The sequence below is a fragment of the Herbiconiux gentiana genome (assembly GCF_024978135.1).
GTDB classification, from domain to species: Bacteria; Actinomycetota; Actinomycetes; order Actinomycetales; family Microbacteriaceae; genus Herbiconiux; species Herbiconiux gentiana.
This window is the reverse complement of the sequence record NZ_JANTEZ010000005.1, coordinates 237219-255477: the sequence shown is the minus strand read 5'-3', so window position 1 is coordinate 255477 and position 18259 is coordinate 237219. Positions and strand designations below refer to the sequence as shown.

Annotated in this window: 19 protein-coding genes; 5 read left to right on the top strand and 14 right to left on the bottom strand. The window is 72.7% G+C overall.

The features are described 5' to 3' along the window. Genes NVV95_RS18425 through NVV95_RS14200 form a run of 5 tightly spaced genes read right to left on the bottom strand, consistent with a single transcriptional unit; the run spans position 1 to position 4568 of the window. Positions 1-1290 (bottom strand): sensor histidine kinase, encoded by a 1290-nt coding sequence (locus tag NVV95_RS18425; protein WP_269909052.1) that lies wholly within the window; start codon positions 1288-1290, stop codon positions 1-3. Continuing rightward, positions 1287-1955 carry a response regulator transcription factor gene (locus NVV95_RS14215; RefSeq protein ID WP_259487208.1) on the bottom strand — a complete coding sequence of 223 codons (669 nt, stop codon included), beginning with the start codon at positions 1953-1955 and terminating at the stop codon, positions 1287-1289. Before NVV95_RS14215 ends, NVV95_RS18425 begins: the two co-directional genes overlap by 4 nt. Positions 1956-1987: 32 nt before the next feature. Next, positions 1988-2743, bottom strand: coding sequence for an FAD:protein FMN transferase (locus NVV95_RS14210; protein WP_259487207.1), 756 nt, complete (start codon positions 2741-2743; stop codon positions 1988-1990). Between the two features lie 2 nt (positions 2744-2745). Next, positions 2746-3258: an FMN-binding protein gene (locus NVV95_RS14205; RefSeq protein WP_259487206.1), complete on the bottom strand. Its 513-nt coding sequence runs from the start codon at positions 3256-3258 to the stop codon at positions 2746-2748. Next, positions 3255-4568, bottom strand: a complete 1314-nt coding sequence (locus NVV95_RS14200; protein ID WP_259487205.1) for a ferredoxin reductase family protein — start codon at positions 4566-4568, stop codon at positions 3255-3257. The genes NVV95_RS14205 and NVV95_RS14200 overlap by 4 nt, the downstream gene beginning before the upstream one ends. Before the next feature lie 225 nt (positions 4569-4793). On the opposite strand from NVV95_RS14200, the gene NVV95_RS14195 reads away from it, so the two are divergent. Beyond that, positions 4794-5528 carry a VIT1/CCC1 transporter family protein gene (locus NVV95_RS14195; protein ID WP_259487204.1) on the top strand — a complete coding sequence of 245 codons (735 nt, stop codon included), beginning with the start codon at positions 4794-4796 and terminating at the stop codon, positions 5526-5528. A gap of 34 nt (positions 5529-5562) precedes the next feature. Next, positions 5563-6093, top strand: coding sequence for a DUF2231 domain-containing protein (locus NVV95_RS14190; protein WP_259487203.1), 531 nt, complete (start codon positions 5563-5565; stop codon positions 6091-6093). A gap of 46 nt (positions 6094-6139) precedes the next feature. On the opposite strand, the gene NVV95_RS14185 is transcribed toward NVV95_RS14190, so the two are convergent. The 9 genes from NVV95_RS14185 to NVV95_RS14145 form a co-directional block, all read right to left on the bottom strand. Next, complete coding sequence (locus NVV95_RS14185) at positions 6140-6745, bottom strand: response regulator transcription factor (RefSeq protein ID WP_259487202.1); 606 nt, start codon at positions 6743-6745, stop codon at positions 6140-6142. Then, entirely contained in the window at positions 6742-7857 is a 1116-nt protein-coding gene (locus NVV95_RS14180; RefSeq protein ID WP_259487201.1) for a sensor histidine kinase, read from the bottom strand. The genes NVV95_RS14185 and NVV95_RS14180 overlap by 4 nt, the downstream gene beginning before the upstream one ends. Before the next feature lie 30 nt (positions 7858-7887). Beyond that, the gene (locus NVV95_RS14175; protein WP_259487200.1) at positions 7888-8685 is read right to left on the bottom strand and encodes an ABC transporter permease; all 798 of its coding nucleotides are present in this window, start codon (positions 8683-8685) and stop codon (positions 7888-7890) included. Further along, positions 8682-9653, bottom strand: coding sequence for an ABC transporter ATP-binding protein (locus NVV95_RS14170; RefSeq protein ID WP_259487199.1), 972 nt, complete (start codon positions 9651-9653; stop codon positions 8682-8684). Before NVV95_RS14170 ends, NVV95_RS14175 begins: the two co-directional genes overlap by 4 nt. A 118-nt stretch (positions 9654-9771) precedes the next feature. Further along, on the bottom strand, positions 9772-10950 hold the full coding sequence (locus tag NVV95_RS14165) for an MFS transporter (protein WP_259487272.1): 1179 nt from the start codon (positions 10948-10950) through the stop codon (positions 9772-9774). A gap of 62 nt (positions 10951-11012) precedes the next feature. Next, positions 11013-11930: an ABC transporter ATP-binding protein gene (locus NVV95_RS14160; RefSeq protein ID WP_259487198.1), complete on the bottom strand. Its 918-nt coding sequence runs from the start codon at positions 11928-11930 to the stop codon at positions 11013-11015. Further along, on the bottom strand, positions 11927-12979 hold the full coding sequence (locus NVV95_RS14155) for a FecCD family ABC transporter permease (protein ID WP_259487197.1): 1053 nt from the start codon (positions 12977-12979) through the stop codon (positions 11927-11929). The genes NVV95_RS14160 and NVV95_RS14155 overlap by 4 nt, the downstream gene beginning before the upstream one ends. Continuing rightward, complete coding sequence (locus NVV95_RS14150; protein WP_259487196.1) at positions 12976-14022, bottom strand: FecCD family ABC transporter permease; 1047 nt, start codon at positions 14020-14022, stop codon at positions 12976-12978. Before NVV95_RS14150 ends, NVV95_RS14155 begins: the two co-directional genes overlap by 4 nt. Beyond that, on the bottom strand, positions 14019-15047 hold the full coding sequence (locus tag NVV95_RS14145; RefSeq protein WP_259487195.1) for an iron-siderophore ABC transporter substrate-binding protein: 1029 nt from the start codon (positions 15045-15047) through the stop codon (positions 14019-14021). Before NVV95_RS14145 ends, NVV95_RS14150 begins: the two co-directional genes overlap by 4 nt. 148 nt (positions 15048-15195) lie before the next feature. Between NVV95_RS14145 and NVV95_RS14140 the strand changes: the two genes are divergently transcribed. Genes NVV95_RS14140 through NVV95_RS14130 form a run of 3 tightly spaced genes read left to right on the top strand, consistent with a single transcriptional unit; the run spans position 15196 to position 18196 of the window. Continuing rightward, positions 15196-16260, top strand: a complete 1065-nt coding sequence (locus NVV95_RS14140; protein ID WP_259487194.1) for a permuted SH3 domain-containing protein — start codon at positions 15196-15198, stop codon at positions 16258-16260. Beyond that, positions 16257-16946: an ABC transporter ATP-binding protein gene (locus NVV95_RS14135; RefSeq protein ID WP_259487193.1), complete on the top strand. Its 690-nt coding sequence runs from the start codon at positions 16257-16259 to the stop codon at positions 16944-16946. Before NVV95_RS14140 ends, NVV95_RS14135 begins: the two co-directional genes overlap by 4 nt. Beyond that, complete coding sequence (locus NVV95_RS14130; protein WP_259487192.1) at positions 16943-18196, top strand: ABC transporter permease; 1254 nt, start codon at positions 16943-16945, stop codon at positions 18194-18196. Before NVV95_RS14135 ends, NVV95_RS14130 begins: the two co-directional genes overlap by 4 nt. Positions 18197-18259 lie beyond the last annotated feature (63 nt).

Sequence of the window (18259 nt, the reverse complement as noted above, 5' to 3'; positions counted from 1 at the left end):
TCACCCGCGTGCGGGTCGGCGGTTGCGGGGGAAGACGCAGACGATCGACGCTCCGCTCGGCGGATGCTCGATCCGCACGGTGCCGTGGTGGCGGCGCACGATCTCGGCGACGATCGCGAGGCCCAGGCCGTAGTGGCGGGTGACGGCTGTTTCCGGGGCGGCGTCGGTGCCGGTGTCCGGGTCGGCGTCGACCCCGGCGGCGGCGGCCGCGCGGCCGCTCGCGAAGCGCTCGAAGGCGGTGGCCGCGACCTCGGGCGGGAACCCGGGCCCGTCATCGGCGACCCGGACGACCGCGTCCCCGCTCGCCGCCGAAGTGACCGTCACCGTCACCTCGCTGCGCGCGTGGTCCAGCGCGTTCGTCGCGAGGGCGATCACGAGCCGGAGCAGCGCCGCGCGGCTGCCGATCGTCTCGACGGCGACGGCCGCCCCGTCCCGGGACAGGCGGAGCCCGCGGCCCGCCGCCCCGTCCCGGAGCAGCGCGACCGCCTCGTCGGCCGTGGCCGCCAGGTCGACCGGCGTCGGGTCGGCGGCCTTCCGAGGGTCGGCGGCGATCAAGAGGTCCTCGAGGATCTCGGTCAGCGCCCGGGTGTCCGTGACGATCTCGTCGACCGAGCGGGTCACGTCATCGGGCAGCTCGGGCCCGCTCCGTCGCCGCAGCATCTGGGCGCGGGTGCTGAGCAGCGTCAGCGGGGTGCGCAGCTCGTGACTCGCGTCCGCGACGAAGCGGCGCTGCAGCGCGAGCGCGTCGGACAGGGGTCTGATGGCCCGTCGCGCCATCAGGTAGGCGGCCCCGAACGCGAGCACGGCGGCCAGCAGCCCGCCCACGATCAGCGCGGTGGCGAGTCGCCCGAGCTCCTCCCCGCTCTCGCGGAGGTCGAGGGAGACCTGCACCACGCGATCGTGGTTGCGGTCACCCGTGTCGGAGGTGGTGAGCTGGAGGTAGTCGTGCCCGTCGACGCTCCGTCTGATGCTCACGTCGGCGCCCCCGGCGGCCACCGTGGAGATCGCCGAGGTGTCGACGAGGCCCGCAGGGATGGCGTTCGACGAGATGAGGGTGTCACCGCTGCGCCCGTCGATCATCGACAGGTACGAGCCGGCGGGGGCGTCCCCGGGCGAGTCCAGCTGGCTGAGGGTCGTCAGGGTCCGCTGGTCCGCCTCGGCGATGCTCGTGCTCACGAGGGCGAACACCACGGCACCGACGATCGCCAGCAGCACCAGAACGAGCGCGGTGAACTGCGCCGTGAGCCGCAGGGATGCCCGCCGGAGGTCGTCCGGCCGTGCCGCGGTCACGGCAGCGGCCCCAGCCGGTAGCCGACCCCGCGCACGGTCGTCACGCTGCCTCGCCCGAGCTTCTTGCGCAAATAGTGCACGTAGGTGTCGACCACGCCGGGGTCGTCGGCGTCGGGGAACACGGTGGCGAGCAGGTCGTCGCGTTCGAACACCTGGTGGGGGCGCCGCGCGAGTCGTTCGAGGAGGTCGGTCTCGCGTTCCGAGAGGGTGACCGTGTGGCCGTCGCGAGTGGTGACCGTTCGCCCGCCGACGTCGAGCGAGCCGGCCGGCAGGGCCAGCGTGGGCACCGTGCTGCGGTGGCGGCGCAGCAGCGCGCGCACCCGGGCCAGCAGCTCGTCGATGTCGAAGGGCTTCGCGAGATAGTCCTCAGCGCCCCGGTCGAGGCCCTCGACGCGATCGGCCGGGTTGCCGAGCGCCGAGAGCACGAGGGCGGGCGTCAGGATGCCCCGGCTCCTCAGCCGAGTCAGCACCTCCAGCCCCTCCAGCACCGGCAGGCCCCGGTCGAGCACGACCACGTCGAACTCCTGGGTCAGTCCCTCGTGCAGCGCCCGCTGACCGTCGCGGGCGAGCACCGTGTCGTAGCCCTCCCCGGCGAGAAGCTGCTCGAGCAGCTGAGCCAGGCGCGCGTCGTCCTCCACCAGCAGGATGCGGGCGCGCTCGGGCATGGTCGAAGTATAGGCAGGCGACTCCTCCGTGCTCATGAGCGCGCGAGGCCGCGTGCCTGCGTGAAGCCGGCGGTCGCGGTGAGTGCGCCGTCGAGATCGACCGTCAGCACCTCGAGGTCGAAGCGGTCGACCAGTTCCTGGCATCGCTCCGGCCCGGCGGCGACCAGTGCCGTGGCCAGCACGTCGGCGGTCATGATCCCCTCGGCCAGCACCGACACCTGGCTGTAGGGGGCGGATGCGCGGCCGGCGCCGCGCCAGATGTGCTCGCCCCGCTCGGCGGTGCCCGAGGTCGCGAGAGCGAGGCGTCGCCCACCGAGCTCCACCGCCGTGAGCAGAGCACCCCGGTCGTCCGGGTCGACGACGCCCGCCCGCCAGGGCTCGCCCCCGATCGCCCCGGCGACCAGGATGTCGCCGCCGGCCACGAGCATCCAGTCGGTCTCGCCGGCCGCGTCGAGGCGGTGGGCCGCCGCCGCGATCGCCCGGGCCTTCACCGTGCCCGAGAGATCGATGACCCCGTCGGGCCGGTGCGGGGTGAAGGCGCCGCCGGTGCGGGCCGACCAGTCGATCGCCTCGGCATAGGTCTCGCGCAGCTCGACACTCGAGCGTGTGAGGGCGAGTTCGCCGCGGGCCACCCGGCTGAGCTCGGAGTCGGGGCGATAGAGGCTGAAGCGGCGGTCGTGCTCGTCGAAGGCGTCCTCGACGCCGGCGAGAGCGGATGCGGCCGCCGTCGGTCCCGCGAAGCGCAGGCTCACCGTGGTGCCCATGGTGGTGAAGACGTGCACGCCCACGGTCAGAGCCCGGCCTGGTCGAGGGCCGACTGCAGCGAGGTGAGGTAGCCGTCGCTCGTGTAGGTCGCACCCGACACGCCCTGCACGTTCGCGGATTGCGCGGAGAGCACCTCCTGACGCAGTACGGGGGCCGCACGGTTGCTGATCGAGACGGAGCGCTGGTCGTCGTCGGTGAGGTGCAGTGCGGTGACGTCGGTGAGGGTGCCGCTCTCGACGGTGATCTGCACCTGCACGGCGCCGTAGCGGGTCTGCACGGAGCTGCCGGTGAACGTGCCCGAGGCCCCGGCGGGGGTGGGCGCCGAGGCGGACGGAGATACCGAGGCCGGGGTCGAGGTGGAGGGTGTCGGTGTCGGTGTCGGTGTCGGTGTCGGTGTCGACGAGGCGACCGGCCCGGGTGCCCCCGCATCCGGAACCGACGCGCTCGGCGCCTGCTGGTTCTGGGTGCCGAGCTGCCAGCCCACCGTCAGCACGGCGACCGACGACAGGACGCTCAGCACCAGCGCGCGCGCCCTCACCAGTCGAACCTCTCGACGTGCAGCTGCGACTCGGGCAGACCGGCGGCGCGGGCGTCGCGGGCGACGAGCTCGGCCCAGGCCGACGGCCCGCAGACGTACAGGTCGGAGTCGAGCAGCTCGGGGAACACGCTGGTGATCGTCACTCCGCGGCCGAGGGCGTCGGCCGACATCCAGGTCGACAGCCCGGGCGGGCGGGAGCCCAGCATCGAGTACACGGCGCTGCGCCGCATGCTCGGGAGCGCTCCGATCTCGTGCCAGAGATAGCTCCCGCTCGGTTCGGTCGCCCGGAGCAGCACGGTGGCCTCGCCCGGCCTGAGCGGGGAGTGCTCGAGCAGCGAGCGGATGGGCGTGACACCGATCCCCGCCGCGACCACGGCCAGCCGCGGGGCGACCCGGTGAGCATCGGTGAAGACGCCGTAGGGGCCCTCGAACGAGACCCGGGTGCCCGGGCGCACCCGGCTGATCGCGGCGCTGCCCCGGCCGAGGTCGCGAACCGTGATTCGGGCCGCCATCGCGGTCGGCACGGCGGAGAACGAGATCGGATGCGCGTGCCACCAGGTGCCGCCCGACCAGAACCGCCAGATCGCGTACTGCCCGCCGGCGGTCTGCAGCCGGTCGAGGTCGCGGCCCACGAGGTGGATCGAGACCACCCCCGTCGCCACAGTCTCCACTCCGGCGACCCGGATGCCGTGCCGCAGACTGCGCCACGCGGGCACCGCGAAGCGGAAGACGCCGATCGCGCCGAAGGCCAGGGCGTAGAGACCGATCCAGTAGATCCGCTGCGCGGTGCCGGCGGCGAGCACTCCGCCGGCGCTCAACTGGTGCGGCAGCGCGACGAGCACGGCCAGGTAGCTCAGCAGGTGGACGAGGTGCCAGGCCTCGTAGGAGAACCGGCGCCGCACCGCGACGACTGAGGTCACCACGACCGCGACAAGCAACCCCAGTGCCAGATAGGCCAGGGCCAGGTCGGGGCCCTCGAACAGGGCGATCGTCTCGGCGACGACGTTCGAGCCGTCGCTCAGCGAGTAGCCGACGGTGAGCAGGATGCCGTGGGCGAGGATCAGGTACAACGCCGGCTTGCCGAGCTGCCGGTGCAGGGCCATCGCTGCGTCCTGACCGACCACGCGATCGATCACGGGGATGCGGGCGGCCAGCACGAGCATCAGCAGGAGGAGATCGGTGCCGATCAGCCCCGTGACGATTCCGGCCGAGGTCACTGCCGACCCGGCATCCGTCACCTGGGCGACACCGCCGTACGCCAGCCAGAGCGCCACGGCGGTGGCGACGGATGCCCAGACGAGCGCCACCATGGCGTCGGCCGCGCGTAGTCGTCGCCGCGTCCTCGTGCGGCGGTCGCGAGCGACGGAATCGCTCGCAACGGCCGTTCGTCGGGTGGACACCGGGGCCGGTGGGGTCCTGAGGCTCATGATCCGCTCGATTCGCTGGGGCCGTCTGCTGACCCTCCCAACGATCGTCCTGAATTCTTCCAGCTTTCTTAGGCGCCTTCTCCGGCGAAGAGGTGCTTGAGTAAGCGCATGTCGACTGACGCCACGGGTCTTCCCGCACCCCATCCCGACGAGCCGCACCGCGGCGGCATCGCGCAGCGCCTGAACTGGCTGCGCGCCGGCGTGCTCGGAGCGAACGACGGGATCGTCTCGGTCGCGGCGATCGTGGTCGGGGTCGCCGGAGCGACCAGCGCGACCGGACCGATCCTGACCGCCGGTGTGGCGGGTCTGGTCGGTGGCGCGATCTCGATGGCGCTGGGGGAGTACGTGTCCGTCAGCAGCCAGAGCGACAGCGAGCGCGCGCTGATCGCGAAGGAACGCGCGGAACTGCGCGAGATGCCCACCGAGGAGCTCGACGAGCTGACCTTGATCTACCGCGCCAAGGGGCTGAGCGAGAGCACGGCGCGGCAGGTGGCCGTGGAGCTGACCGAGCACGACGCGCTCGCCGCCCACCTCTCGGCCGAACTCAACATCGACCAAGACGACGTCGTCAGCCCCTGGCATGCGGCCGCGGCCTCGGCGGCCGCGTTCACGATCGGGGCCGTCCTGCCGCTGCTCGCCATCCTGCTGCCGCCCGCCGAGTGGCGCGTGCCGGTGACCTTCGTGGCCGTGCTGGTGGCGCTCGCGATCACGGGCACCCTCTCCGCGACGATCGGCGGCAGCTCGCGCCGGCGGGCCACCCTCCGCGTGGTCCTCGGCGGAGCCCTGGCGCTCGCCGCCACCTACGCCATCGGCGCACTCCTCGGCGCCTCGGGAGCCGTCTAAGAATTCTCGAAGAATCGGCTATGAGGCTGGCATCGTGTTCGACACCTTCTTCGGCTTGCCCCTCCATCCGCTCGTAGTCCATGCGACGGAGGTGGTGGTACCGCTGGCCGCCGTGCTCGTGCTGCTGACCGCCGTCTGGCCTCGGTTCCGGCGCTGGGCCGGGTACCTTCCGCTGGGAGTGGCGGTCGTAGCCCTCGCGCTCGTGCCGATCTCGAAGGAGTCGGGCGAGCGCCTCGAGGAGCGGGTGGGGGAGAACGACCTGATCGAGACGCACTCGGCCCTGGCCGACGGCCTGCTGCCCTGGGTCATCGGCCTCGTCGTGGTGGCGGGCCTGCTGCTCTGGTGGAACCTCACCGAGAAGCGCGCCCGCGCCGCCGCCTCGGCTTCGTCGGCCGATGCCCGACGCGCCCCGGAGCGCCCCCGCCTCCGCCCTCGATGGATCCCCATCGTCCTGATCGCGCTGGCCCTCGTGGCATCCGCCGGCACCACGGTGCAGGCCGTCCTCATCGGCCACAGCGGCGCCACCGCGGTCTGGCAACAGGACATGGACCCGAGGACCCGCTAGCAGCGCGTCAGCGCCCAGGGCTAAGACTGAGCGATGACTGCTCGTTTCAGAGCCAACCCCGCTCCTCTGCGACGCGCACCGCATCCGCCCGATTCTTCCCGCCCGTCTTGCCGATCGCGCTCGACAGATGGTTGCGCACCGTGCCCTGCGACAGGTGCACCGCCCGGGCCACGTCGGAGATCGAGCCGCCCTGCCGCGCCGCCGCGAGCACGTAGGTCTCCCGCTCCGTGAGCGGTGAGTCCCCTTGCGCCAGCGACTCCGCCGCCAGCTGCAGATCCACCACCCGGAGCCCCATCGAGACCCGGCGAACGGCGTCCGCGAGTTCCGCCGCCGGGGTGTCCTTCACGACGAATCCGGCCGCGCCCGCCTGCATGGCGCGAGCGAGGTACCCCGGTCGCCCGAAGGTGGTCACCATGAGCACGCGGCACTCCGGCAGCTGAGCCCCCACCAGCGCCGCGGCGGCGATGCCGTCGATGCCGGGCATCTCGATGTCGAGCAGGGCGACGGTGGCTCCGGATGCTCGCACAGCCTCGACGACCTCGTCGCCGCGACCGACCTGGGCCACCACGTCGATGTCCTGCTCGAGATCGAGCAACGCGGCCAGCGCCCCCCGCACCAGCGCCTGGTCGTCGGCGATCAGCAGCCGGATCACCACGTCACCCTCACCCTGAAGCCACCGAGATCGCTCCGGCCGAGCGTCAATCGTGCGCCCGAACCCTCCACGCGCTCTCGCAGACCGGTCAGCCCGGAACCCGACTCGGCTGCGGCCGACGGGCCGCAGCCGTCGTCGGCCACCTCGATGCCGCGGGGGTCCAGTCGCACGCGGCAGGTGCGGGCGCCCGAGTGCCGCACCACGTTCGTCACGGCCTCGCGCACCACCCAGCCGGCGAGCTCGCGCCGGTCGGCGGGCACCTGCTCCGTCGAGCCGGGAAGGTCGGCCGAGACGTCCGCGCTCTCGAGGGCGGCGCGGGCGGCGGCGAGCTCTCCGCTGATGCTCACGCCGCGGAAGCCGTGCACCGTCGCCCGCACGTCGGCCAGCGCACCGCGGGCGAGCTGTTCGATCTGCGCGATCTCGCTGCGGGCGGCGAAGGAACCCGCATCCTGGAGTCGACCGGCGAGCTCGGCCTTCACGATGATCACGGTGAGCGAGTGGCCGAGGATGTCGTGCACGTCGCGCGCGACCCGGCTGCGCTCGCGTTCGGCGGCGAGCTCGGCGACCTGGTCCTGGGCGGCACGCAGGCGGTCGAGGGTCGAGATGTTGCCGGTGAGCGTCGCCATCATCACCGAGACCGACAGGATGACCGCCGCATTCAGGGCGCTGAGGCCGACGTCGGCGTCGTCCCACACCCCGACGGCGAAGGTCAGGCCCGCGAGCACGAGAAGCGTCGCCCACAGTCTCCACCACGACAGGCGCGAGACCGCGATCGCGACGCCCACGAAGGTCCAGAGCCATCGCACGTCGGCGCCGATCCACGGCACGAGCAGCAGGCTCACCACGAACAGCGACCCGGCCGGCACGAACCGCGCCGCACCCGTGGGGAGCCGGCGCATCACCGGCACGGTCGCCAGGAACATCGCCGAGAAGACCACCACGAGCAGCGTCGGCACGAGGTCGACGAGGGCGGGCCGCGCCCAGATCTGGATGAGGATGGGCACCGTCCACGCGAGCGACATGCCCGCACCGATGAACCACCCGCGGTCGGAGAACCCCACGGGCCTCGCCGCCGCGGCAGCGGGGGTGCGGGTGCGCTCGACGTCGTTCATCACGCTCACTGTACGGCCGCGGCCGCCCACTCAGCTGCGTCGGGTGTCGCGGCGGAAGAAGTAGACCGTCCCCGCCACGAACACCGCGAGCCAGACCACCGCGTTGATCAGGGCGCCGAGGTCGAAGCCCTCGCCCGTCAGCGGTGAGCGCGCGAGTTCACCGATGCCGTAGACCGGGGTCAGCCTGCCGATCGTCTGCAAGAAGTCGGGCATGTTCGACAGCGGGAAGAACAGTCCGCCGAGGAACGCGAGCAGCACGACCACGAGGCTCGTGATCTGGGCGACGTTCTCGCCCGGCACCATGTAGCCCACCATCAGTCCGAGGGTGGTGAAGACCGCTCCGGCGAGCAGCCACGCGGCGAGCCCCGACACGATCCACTGCACGGCGGACAGCTCGACGCCCGCGATCATCGCCACGAGGTAGGTCGCGATGATGGCGACGAGCCCGAACATCATTCCGGCGATGGTCTTCACCGCGACGTTGACGAGCGGGTTCAGCGGGGTGAGACGCAGCTGCCTGGTCCAGCCCTGCGCCCGCTCGGCGGCGACCGAGGCGCCGGTCTGGGTGGCCGACATCATCGCGCCGTACATCGCCATCGACACCATGATGTAGGCGGCGACCGAGACGCCACCCGCCGCGATCGGGGTGTCGGTGAGGGGGGTGTCGAGCAGCTGGTAGCCGACGATGAAAAACATCAGCACGGGGAACGCGACGGTGAAGAACAGCCCGCGCGGATTGCGGATCTTGCGCACCAGCTCCAGCCGCAGGTAGGTGAGGGTGAACCCGCCGAGGGCGGGGACCGGGCGGTCGAGGGTGATGGCGGTCATCGTGCTGCTCCGTTCAGGGGGGCATCGACGGATGCCGCGAGGTGGGTGGGGGCATCGATAGATGCCGCGGGTTCGGTGGTGAGGGCGAGGAACACGCTCTCGAGGTTCTGGGCCGTGATCTCGAGGTCGCGCGCCTCCGTCGTCGTGAGCAGGTGCCGGGCGAGACCGTCGGAGTCGCGGGTGTGCACCGTTACCCGGTCGCCCGCGGTCTCGACCGAGTCGACACCGGGCACGGCCGACAGCGCGGTGAGGTCGGCGTTCGGCAGGGTCAGCTGCACGACGCGCCCCGAGACGAGGTTCTTGATCTCGGCCGTCGTGCCGTCGGCCACGATGCTGCCGCGGCTCATCAGCACGATGCGGTCGGCGTACTCGTCGGCCTCCTCGAGGTAGTGCGTGGCGAACATCACGGTGCGCCCGCGGGCGGCGTCGGCGCGGATGGCGCTCCAGAACGAGCGGCGCGCCTCGACGTCCATACCCGTGGTCGGCTCGTCGAGGATGAGCAGCGCCGGGTCGCTCACCAGCGCCATCGCGAAGCGCAGCCGCTGCTGCTCGCCGCCCGAGCACAGGCCCACCCGCCGGTTCGCCAGCTCCAGGATGCCCGCCCGCTCCAGCGCCTCGTCGACCGGCCTCCGCTCGGCGAACAGGCTCGCGGTGAGCTCGACCGTCTCGCGCACGGTGATGTCCTTCAGCAGGCCACCGGTCTGGAGCACGGCTGAGATCAGCCCCCGGGCCACGGCCCCACGCGGGGTGTGGCCGAAGACCTCGATCGAGCCGGCGTCGGCGTTCGTCAGGCCGAGGATCATGTCGATCGTGGTGGTCTTGCCGGCGCCGTTCGGGCCGAGGAAGGCGACGATCTCGCCGGGCTGGACGGTCAGGTCGACGCCGCGCACGGCGTGCACGGAGCCGAAGCTCTTGACGACCCCGCGCGCGTCGATCGCGGCGGGTGGGCGGGTGGTGGAGGAGGTCATGTCCTCATGCTGGCGGCGGCGGGGCCGAGGTGCCTCGGCCTCCTGTCACCTTTCGCCCATGACGTTTGTCACGGCCAAGGCGCAGGTGCAGGCGCAGGGGCGGACGCCGCCGCCGCGCTCAGTGCGCGTGCGCCCGCCGCGTCGAGAGCACCCCCGCGAACACCACCACGAGCAACCCCACCACCGGCACGATCAGGAGCCCCACCCGCAGGCTCGTGGCATCCGCGACCGCCCCCACGAGCGGCGGCGACACCAGGAAACCGAGCCGCAGCAGCCAGCTCACGATCGTCAGCCCCGTGCCCGGCCGGAACCCCGGCAGCTCGTCGGCCGCCTGCATCGCCGCCGGGATGAGCGTCGAGACCCCGAGCCCGGCCAGCCCGAAGCCCGCGATCGTGCCCCACACCGAGGGGAACGCCAGCGCGAGCCCCATGCCCACCAGCACGATCGCGCCGCCGGTGCGGGCCACCGCGCGCTGGCCGAAGCGGTCGACGAGGCGGTCGCCGAGCATCCGCCCGATGAACTGCATGCCCTGCAGGGCCACGAAGCCGATGCCCGCCACGAACGCCGAGGTCTCGAGCGACCCCGAGAGGTAGAGCGCAGACCACGACGCACCCGAATCCTCGACCACGGCGCCGGCCGAGGCGATCACCACGAGCGCCAGCAGCACCCCGTAGGTGACGAGGCGGCCCGTGCGACGAGGGGCGGATGCGCGTTCCGGCGCGGCCGCGGCCCCGACCGGCTCCACCGGCTCCACCGGCTCCACCAGCTCCACCGGCTCCGGACCCGGCAGCAGCAGCCGGTACGCGACCACGGCGACGACCGTGAACAGCACGCCGCTCACCGCGAGATGCAGCGGGATCGGCACCGCGATCTGGGCGGCGGCGGCCCCCATCACCCCGCCCGAGACGGCGCCGATGCTCCAGATCGCGTGGAACGAGTTCAGGATCGAGCGCCCGTACAGCCGCTGCACCCTGAGCGCGTGGGAGTTCTGGGCGACGTCGGTGATCGAGTCCATCGCGCCGGCGATGAAGAGCCCGCCGGCGAGCACGGCCCACGACGACCCCGATGCCGCGATCAGGATGCCCGCCGCACTCAGCACCGTCGCCACCACCGCCACCCGCGACGAGCGGAACCGCCGGATCAGCGCACCGGCGCTCAGCCCGGCGAGCAGCGCCCCCACCGGGAACGCGGCCACGGCGAGCCCGAAGACCGCCTTGCTGAGGTCGAGCTGCTCGACGATCTCGGGGTAGCGCGGCAGCAGGTTGGCGAAGATGGCGCCGTTCGTGAAGAACAGCATCGCCGTTCCGAAGCGGGCACGGCGGGCGGCGGTGGTCGGCGTCGTTCGGGTGGAGGCGGCGGTCACCGTTCCGACGGTAACGCACCATCGGGCACCGCGCCCGCCACCGTGAGGACGGTCGCGGCGCCGGCGCCCTGCGGCGGCAGGCCCGCCACGTCCCCCGCCAGGCTCGGCACCGCCCCCGCTACGTGATGCCGCCCCAGCGGCAGCATCAGCGGCTTGCCCGAGGTCGGGTCGGCGATGATCCGGTTCTCCAACCCGAACACCGCGCGCACGACGTCCTCGGTGAGCACCTCGGCGGGGGTGCCCGCGGCGTGCACCCGTCCGTCGGCGAGCGCCACCAGGTGATCGGCGTAGCGCGCCGCCAGGTTCAGGTCGTGCAGCACCATCACGATCGTGGTGCCCCGCGTGCGGTTGAGGTCGGTGAGCAGGTCGAGCACGTCGATCTGGTGGCTGACGTCGAGGAAGGTCGTCGGCTCGTCCAGCAGCAGCAGCTCGGTCTGCTGCGCGAGCGCCATCGCGATCCAGACGCGCTGGCGCTGGCCGCCCGAGAGTTCGTCCACCGGGCGGTCGGCCAGGGCCACGGTCTCCGTGGCCTCCAGGGCGGCGGCGACTGCGGCGTCGTCGGCGGCGTTCCAGCGGGCGAACAGGCTCTGGTGCGGGTGCCGCCCCCGGCCCACGAGGTCGGAGACCGTGATGCCCTCGGGCGCGATGGGCGACTGCGGCAGGAGGCCGAGGGTGCGTGCGAGCTCCTTGGCGGGAATCCGGTGCACCTGCTTGCCGTCGAGCAGCACCTGGCCGCCCTTCGGCGCGAGCAGGCGGGACATCGAGCGCAGCAGCGTCGACTTGCCGCAGGCGTTCGCGCCCACGATGGCGGTCACGGCGCCGGGCGGCACGGCCAGGTCGAGGCCGTCGACGACGGTGCGATCGCCGTAGCCGAGGGTGAGGTCGGCGGCGACGAGGGTGTGGTCGCGGGTCACAGCGAGCCTCCTGAGCGGTTCGAGCGGATGATCAGATACACCAGATAGGGAGCGCCGAGCACACCCGTGACGACCCCGACGGGGTAGCGCGTGCCGAAGGCGAACTGGCCCACGAAGTCGGCGACCACCACGAGCAGGGCGCCGACGAGGGCGGCGGGCACGAGCAGGGAGCCGCCCGGGCCGACCAGCCGCGCCGCGATGGGCCCCGAGAGGAACGCGACGAACGCGATCGGGCCGGCGGCCGCCGTGGCGAAGGCGATCAGGCCGACCGCCGCGACGATCACGATGAGCCTCGTGCGGTCGACGCGCACGCCGAGCGCCGAGGCGGTGTCGTCGCCGAGCTGCGACACCGCGAGGTTGCGGCCCTGGCCGAGCAGCACCGGCGAAAGCACCGCGACCGCGACGAGCACCGGCAGCACCTGCGGCCAGCTCGTGCCGTTCAGGCTGCCGGTGAGCCAGCGCATGGCCTCCTGCAGATCCCACTGCGCGGCCTGCGAGAGCACGTAGGCGGTGACGCTGTCGAGCATCGCGGCCACGCCGATGCCGATCAGGATCAGCCGAGTGCCGGCCACGCCGCTGCGGTACGAGAGCAGGTAGATCAGCAGGGCGACGGCCAGCCCGACGACGATCGCGAACACCGAGACCTCGGTGGCACCGAGCGACAGCGTCACGATGGCGAAGGCCGCGGCGGCGCTCGCGCCCGAGCTGATGCCGATGATGTCGGGGCTCGCCAGCGGGTTCCGCAGCATGGTCTGGAAGGCGACACCGCCGAGACCGAACGACAGCCCCGCGAGCACGGCGAGCGCGGTGCGGGGCAGGCGCAGCCGGCCCACGGTGAACGAGGCCCCGGGTACGTCCTGGCCGAGGATGACGCCGATGACGTCGGCGGGCGGGTAGAAGGTGCGGCCCGCCATCAGGCTCACGGCGGCCATCACGGCGATCAGCAGCGCGAGCACCACGATCACCGTTCGGCGGCGGCGGGCTCGCGCGGCGCGGCCGTGCTGCACCGCATCCGTCGTCGAGGCCCGAGCGCGGTCGAGGAGCGTCACAGGCTCTTCACCTTCTGTCGGCGCACGATCGCGATGAACACGGGTGCCCCCACGAGCGCGGTGATGATGCCGACGTCGATCTCGGCGGGCCGGGCGACGATGCGCCCGAGGATGTCGGCCGCGGTCAGCAGACACGCGCCGACGACGGCCGAGAACGGCAGCAGCCAGCGGTGGTCGACCCCGACCAGCAGCCGGCAGGCGTGCGGCACCACGAGCCCGACGAAGCCGATCGGCCCGGCGATCGCGGTGACCGCACCGCAGAGCACGACCGCCCCGAGGGCCGCCCCGCCGCGAGCGAGGGCCACGCGCTCGCCGAGACCCGCCGCCAGTTCGTCTCCGAGGGCGAGCGAGTTGAGCCCGCGCGCCGAGAGCAGGCAGATCGCGAAGCCGGCGAGCACGAACGGCAGCACCTGCTGGATGCTCGTGAAGGTCGCCCCGCCCACTCCGCCGATCTGCCACGACCGCACGCTGTCGGAGATGTCGCCGCGCGGCAGCACGATCGCGCTGGTGAACGACACGAGTGCGGCCGAGGTGGCCGCGCCGGCCAGCGCCAGCTTGAGCGGCGTGGCGCCCCCGCGACCGAGCGAACCCACCACGTAGACGAAGACGGCGGCGACCGCGGCCCCGACGATCGCCACCCAGATCTGCGCCGATGCGCTCGCCAGCCCGAAGAACGCGATGCCCGTCACCACCGCGAGCGACGCCCCCATGTTCACGCCGAGGATGCCCGGGTCGGCCAGCGGGTTGCGGGTGACGCCCTGCATCACGGCACCCGACACCGCGAGCGCGGCCCCCGCCAGCACGGCGAGCAGGGTGCGCGGGATGCGCGTCGCGACCGCGGCCCGGTCGAAGCCGTCGGTGGCGCCGCCCAGGGCCGCGACGATGTCGTCCCAGCCCACCTCGCGCGACCCCACGGCCACGCTCGCCGCCGCGAGCGCCACCAGGACGGCCGCCGCGATCAGCAGCCAGAGCGCGCGCAGCCGCCTCGGGCGCCGTACGACGGCGGCTCCCGAGGCGGCGGGGGCGAGGGCGGTGGAGGTCACGCCTTGTCGGCGGCCTCGGCGAGCAGCGCCAGGTAGTCGTCGAGCACCCACGAGATCGACAGCGGCGTGGGGTTCGCGGCGGTGCCGAGCGGGCTGGTGCCGGGCAGGGCGACGATCGCCTTGTTCGCCACGGCGGGCATCTGCGACAGCAACGGGTCGGCCTCCAGCGCGGTCAGCAGCTCGTCGCCGCCGTAGGTAACGATGATGTCGATGTCGGTGAACGCATCGGCCTGCTCGGCGCTCTGGGTCAGGGCGAAGAGGTCGGTCGTCGCCGAGGCGGTGGCGATGCTCTCGGGCGTGGTCAGGCCGAGGTCGTCGAAGAACATGGCCCGGGTGTCGTGCGTCGTGTAGAAGCTGACCTCGCTGAGGTCGGCGGTGTCGACGTGGGTGAGGAAGGCGGCCGAGGTGCCCTCGAGCTGCGGGTACTCGGCGGCGGCGTCGGAGATCTGCGTCTCGAGGTCGGCGATCAGGGCCTCGCCCTCGGCCTTCTTGCCGATGGCCCCGCTGTTCAGCTCGATCATCTCGCGCCAGGGGGTGCCCCAGGCGGTCTCGGGGTAGGCCACGACGGGGGCGATCTCGCTCAGCGTGTCGTAGTCCTCCTGCGTCAGGCCGGAGTACGCCGCCAGGATGACGTCGGGGTCGGTGTCGGCGACGGCCTCGAAGTCGATGCCGTCGGTCTCGTCGAAGAGCACAGGGGTCTCGGCGCCGAGCTCGGTGAGCTTCTCCTCGACCCAGGGCAGCAGTCCGTCGCCGTCGTCGTCGCCGAAGTTCGCGGCGGCCATGCCGACGGGCACGACGCCGAGGGCCAGCGGCACCTCGTGGTTCGCCCAGTTCACGGTGGCCACGCGCTCGGGCTGCGTCTCGATCACGGTGGTGCCGAGGGCGTGCTCGATGGTGATCGGCTCGAAGGCGCCGTCGGTCGAGGAGGCGTCGGTGCCAGCCGACGAGGGGGACGAGCAGGCGGCGAGCGAGGCGGTGAGCAGGGCCGCCGTGGTGAGGGCGGCGAAGCGCGTGGCGCGGGGCATGGAGGTGCCTTTCGGTGGGATGCGGGAGATCGCGGATCCGTGCTGCTGTGACGGCACGTTAGGTTTGCCTAACCAAACTACGGGAGGCGACGACCGGATTGCAAACCCCCTAGGATTCGATGCGGGGACAGGAAGGTACGACGTGGGTGTGGCGAGGAAATGGGTCTTCCCGGTCATCCGGATCATTCTGATCGCGGTGATCGCAGTGGCTCTGGGCAAGCTGGCGTTCTTCCCCGACAAGCCGGCCGAGGCCGATCCGGCGGTGCCCACGGGCGCGCTGGTCGAGCCGACGGTGGCCGTCGCGCGGGGCACGATCACGAACGACGTCGTGCTCGACGCGACCGTCTCGGCCGACCCGGCGGTGCCCGTGAAGTCCACGGCCGCGGGTGCGGTCGACGAGGTGTTCGCGGCGGTCGGGGCCTCGATCGCGGCGGGCGACGTGGTGTTCGACGTCAAGGTCGAGATCGAGCGCGACCCGGCCGAGACCGTCGACGCCGAGGGCAAGCCGCTGCCCGCGATCTTCCGCTACGAGCAGGTGCTCGCGCCCATCTCGGGCACCCTCAGCTCGCTCGGGGTCATCCCCGGGCAGACCGTGGCGATCGGCGAGGCCGCCGGCCAGATGGCGCCGCCCACCTTCTCGGTGACGGGGTCGCTGCAGCCGGCCCAGCAGTACCGGCTGGTGAACCGGCCGACCGAGGCGTCGGTGGCCATCACGAACGGGCCGGCTCCGTTCACCTGCACCGGGTTGAGCATCCGCACGCCGCTGGCCGGCGCCTCCGAGGGGAGCTCGGGCGGAGGCGCTACGGGCGGCGCGACCGACGGCGGCTCCGGCGCGGGCGGCGGGGGAGCATCCGGAAGCACCACCACCGTGAGCTGCCCGGTGCCCGACGGCGTGACGGTGTTCCCCGGGCTCGCCGCCCAGCTGACCATCGCGGGCGGCAAGGCCGAGAACGTGCTCGTCGTGCCCACCACGGCGGTGCGCGGCGCCGCCCAGAGCGGAACCGTCTGGGTCGTGACCGCCGACGGCGCGAACGAGGAGCGGGCCGTGGGGCTCGGCCTCAGCGACGGCAGCACGGTGGAGATCACCGGTGGGCTCGCCGAGGGCGACACGGTGCTGCAGTTCGCGCCGGGCGCCGCCGCGGTGCCCGCCGACGGCATGGAGGGCTGCACCTCGCTGCCCGACGGCAGCAGCGTCTGCGGATCGTTCTCGTGACCCTGCTGCACCTCGCGTCGGTGACGCGCACGGTGCTCCCGCCCGACCAGCCGGCGCTGACCATCCTGAACGGCGTCGACCTCGACGTGGAGGAGGACGACCGCATCTCGGTGGTGGGCCGCTCCGGCTCGGGCAAGTCGACCCTGCTGAACCTGCTGGGGCTGCTCGACACCCCCACCAGCGGGGTGCTCGAGTTCGCGGGCAAGCCGGTGAAGCAGTACTCCTCCCGTGAGCGCGACCGGGTGCGCGGGCGTGAGATCGGCTTCGTGTTCCAGCAGTTCAACCTGCTGCCCGGGCGCACCGCGCTCGAGAACGTGATCATGCCGCTGCTCTACGCCGAGGGGCGGCAGTTCTGGCGGCGCCGGGCGATCGCCGCCGAGATGCTCGAAGAGGTGGGGCTCGGCCATCGCCTGGAGAGCCTGCCCGACCGGCTCTCGGGCGGCGAGCAGCAGCGGGTCGCGATCGCGCGCTCGCTCGTGCGCGGGCCGCGGCTCATCCTCGCCGACGAGCCGACCGGGGCGCTCGACCTCGACACCGGGCAGAGCGTGATGGAGCTGATCGACGAGGTCGCGACCCGCACACGGGCGGCTCTCGTGGTGATCACCCACGACCCGGCGATCGCGGAGCGGTCGCGCGACCACTACCGCCTCGACCACGGGGTGCTGACCCGGGCGGAGGCCTCGTGACCCGCCTGCTCACCGGACTGCTCGGGGCGGTGCTCGAGGCGTGGCAGGAGCTGCGCATCCACCGCACGCGCGTGCTGCTCTCGCTGATCGGGGTCGCCGTCGCCGTCGCGTCGCTCACCACCGTCGTCGCGCTCGGGGGCATCCTGCAGCAGACGACCGCCGAGCAGAGCGAGCGCCAGAGCGGCCGGCCGGCCACCCTCTACGTCTCGGCCTACGGCGCCGACGGCGGCCAGGTCGACGCCGAGGCGCTGCAGAGCGCCTGGGTCGAGACGGTCGCGCGCTACGGCATCGACTACGCCAGCCGGGTCGTGAACGCGGGCGTCGCCGTCGACTCGCCGAACGGCGTGCTCTCCGTCGGCACCCAGGCCGTCGACCAGCCCTACGGCGAGATGCACAGGGTGCGCATCTCCGAGGGCTCGTGGTTCACGCCGGTCGACGCCGAGCAGCTCGCGCCCCGGGTGATCGTGAACTCGGTGTTCTGGGAGCGCCTCGGACGCCCGGCGCTCGACGGGCATCCGCTGCTCTCGCTCGGCGGGCACGGCGGCACCGGGGCGACGACCGCCGTGATCGTGGGGGTGTACCCCTCGGCCGAGTGGGAGACCGAGCCGGCGATGTTCATGCTCGCCGACCAGCTCGCGGCCTTCCAGCAGGCGGATGCCGGCGCCGGAGCCGCGGTCGACCCCTTCGCCGGGTCGTCGGTGCAGTACGAGCTGTGGGTGCCGACCGGCGACTGGGAGGCGCTCGCCGCCGCGGTGAAGCGCGACCTCGCGGCCGCGGTCGGCGACGGGGCCACAGTCGACGTGATGCGGCAGGACGCCGCCCAGTACGGCGACGACCCGTTCCTCGTCACGCAGATGATCGTCGGCGGCATCGCCCTGCTCGTGCTGCTGCTGGGGGCGCTGGGGCTCGTCAACATCGCGCTCGTCACCGTGAAGCAGCGGGTTCGGGAGATCGGCATCCGGCGCAGCTTCGGGGCGACGGCCGGACGGGTGTTCTTCGCGGTGATGATGGAGAGCGTCGTCGCGACGGTCGCCGCCGGGGCCGTGGGGGTGGCGGCGGCCATCCTGGTCGTGCAGAGCCCGATGGTGCACGACCTCGTAGGGCAGGGGCTCGTCACCGACTTCCCGCCGTTCCCGGTCGACGCGGCCGTGCTGGGGCTCGTCGCGGCCTCGGCCGTCGGTGCGCTGGCCGGAATCCTGCCCGCGCTGGTGGCGGTGCGGGTCAAGGTCATCGACGCCATCCGCTACTGAGCCCCTTCGCGCTCCCTTCCTGAACGCTCCCTGAGTGCGTATGCCCTCTTGCGTGCTGTCCAC

What these genes read in the sequence shown, in the direction of transcription:
- NVV95_RS14170 (WP_259487199.1), bottom strand. Translation starts at nt 9,653, where the DNA reads ATGACCTCCTCCACCACCCGCCCACCCGCCGCGATCGACGCGCGCGGG.
- NVV95_RS14180 (WP_259487201.1), bottom strand. Translation starts at nt 7,857, where the DNA reads ATGAACGACGTCGAGCGCACCCGCACCCCCGCTGCCGCGGCGGCGAGG.
- NVV95_RS14200 (WP_259487205.1), bottom strand. Translation starts at nt 4,568, where the DNA reads ATGGTGGCGCTCGTCTGGGCATCCGTCGCCACCGCCGTGGCGCTCTGG.
- NVV95_RS14145 (WP_259487195.1), bottom strand. Translation starts at nt 15,047, where the DNA reads ATGCCCCGCGCCACGCGCTTCGCCGCCCTCACCACGGCGGCCCTGCTC.
- NVV95_RS14175 (WP_259487200.1), bottom strand. Translation starts at nt 8,685, where the DNA reads ATGACCGCCATCACCCTCGACCGCCCGGTCCCCGCCCTCGGCGGGTTC.
- NVV95_RS14165 (WP_259487272.1), bottom strand. Translation starts at nt 10,950, where the DNA reads ATGCTGTTCTTCACGAACGGCGCCATCTTCGCCAACCTGCTGCCGCGC.
- NVV95_RS14195 (WP_259487204.1), top strand. Translation starts at nt 4,794, where the DNA reads ATGTCGACTGACGCCACGGGTCTTCCCGCACCCCATCCCGACGAGCCG.
- NVV95_RS14215 (WP_259487208.1), bottom strand. Translation starts at nt 1,955, where the DNA reads ATGCCCGAGCGCGCCCGCATCCTGCTGGTGGAGGACGACGCGCGCCTG.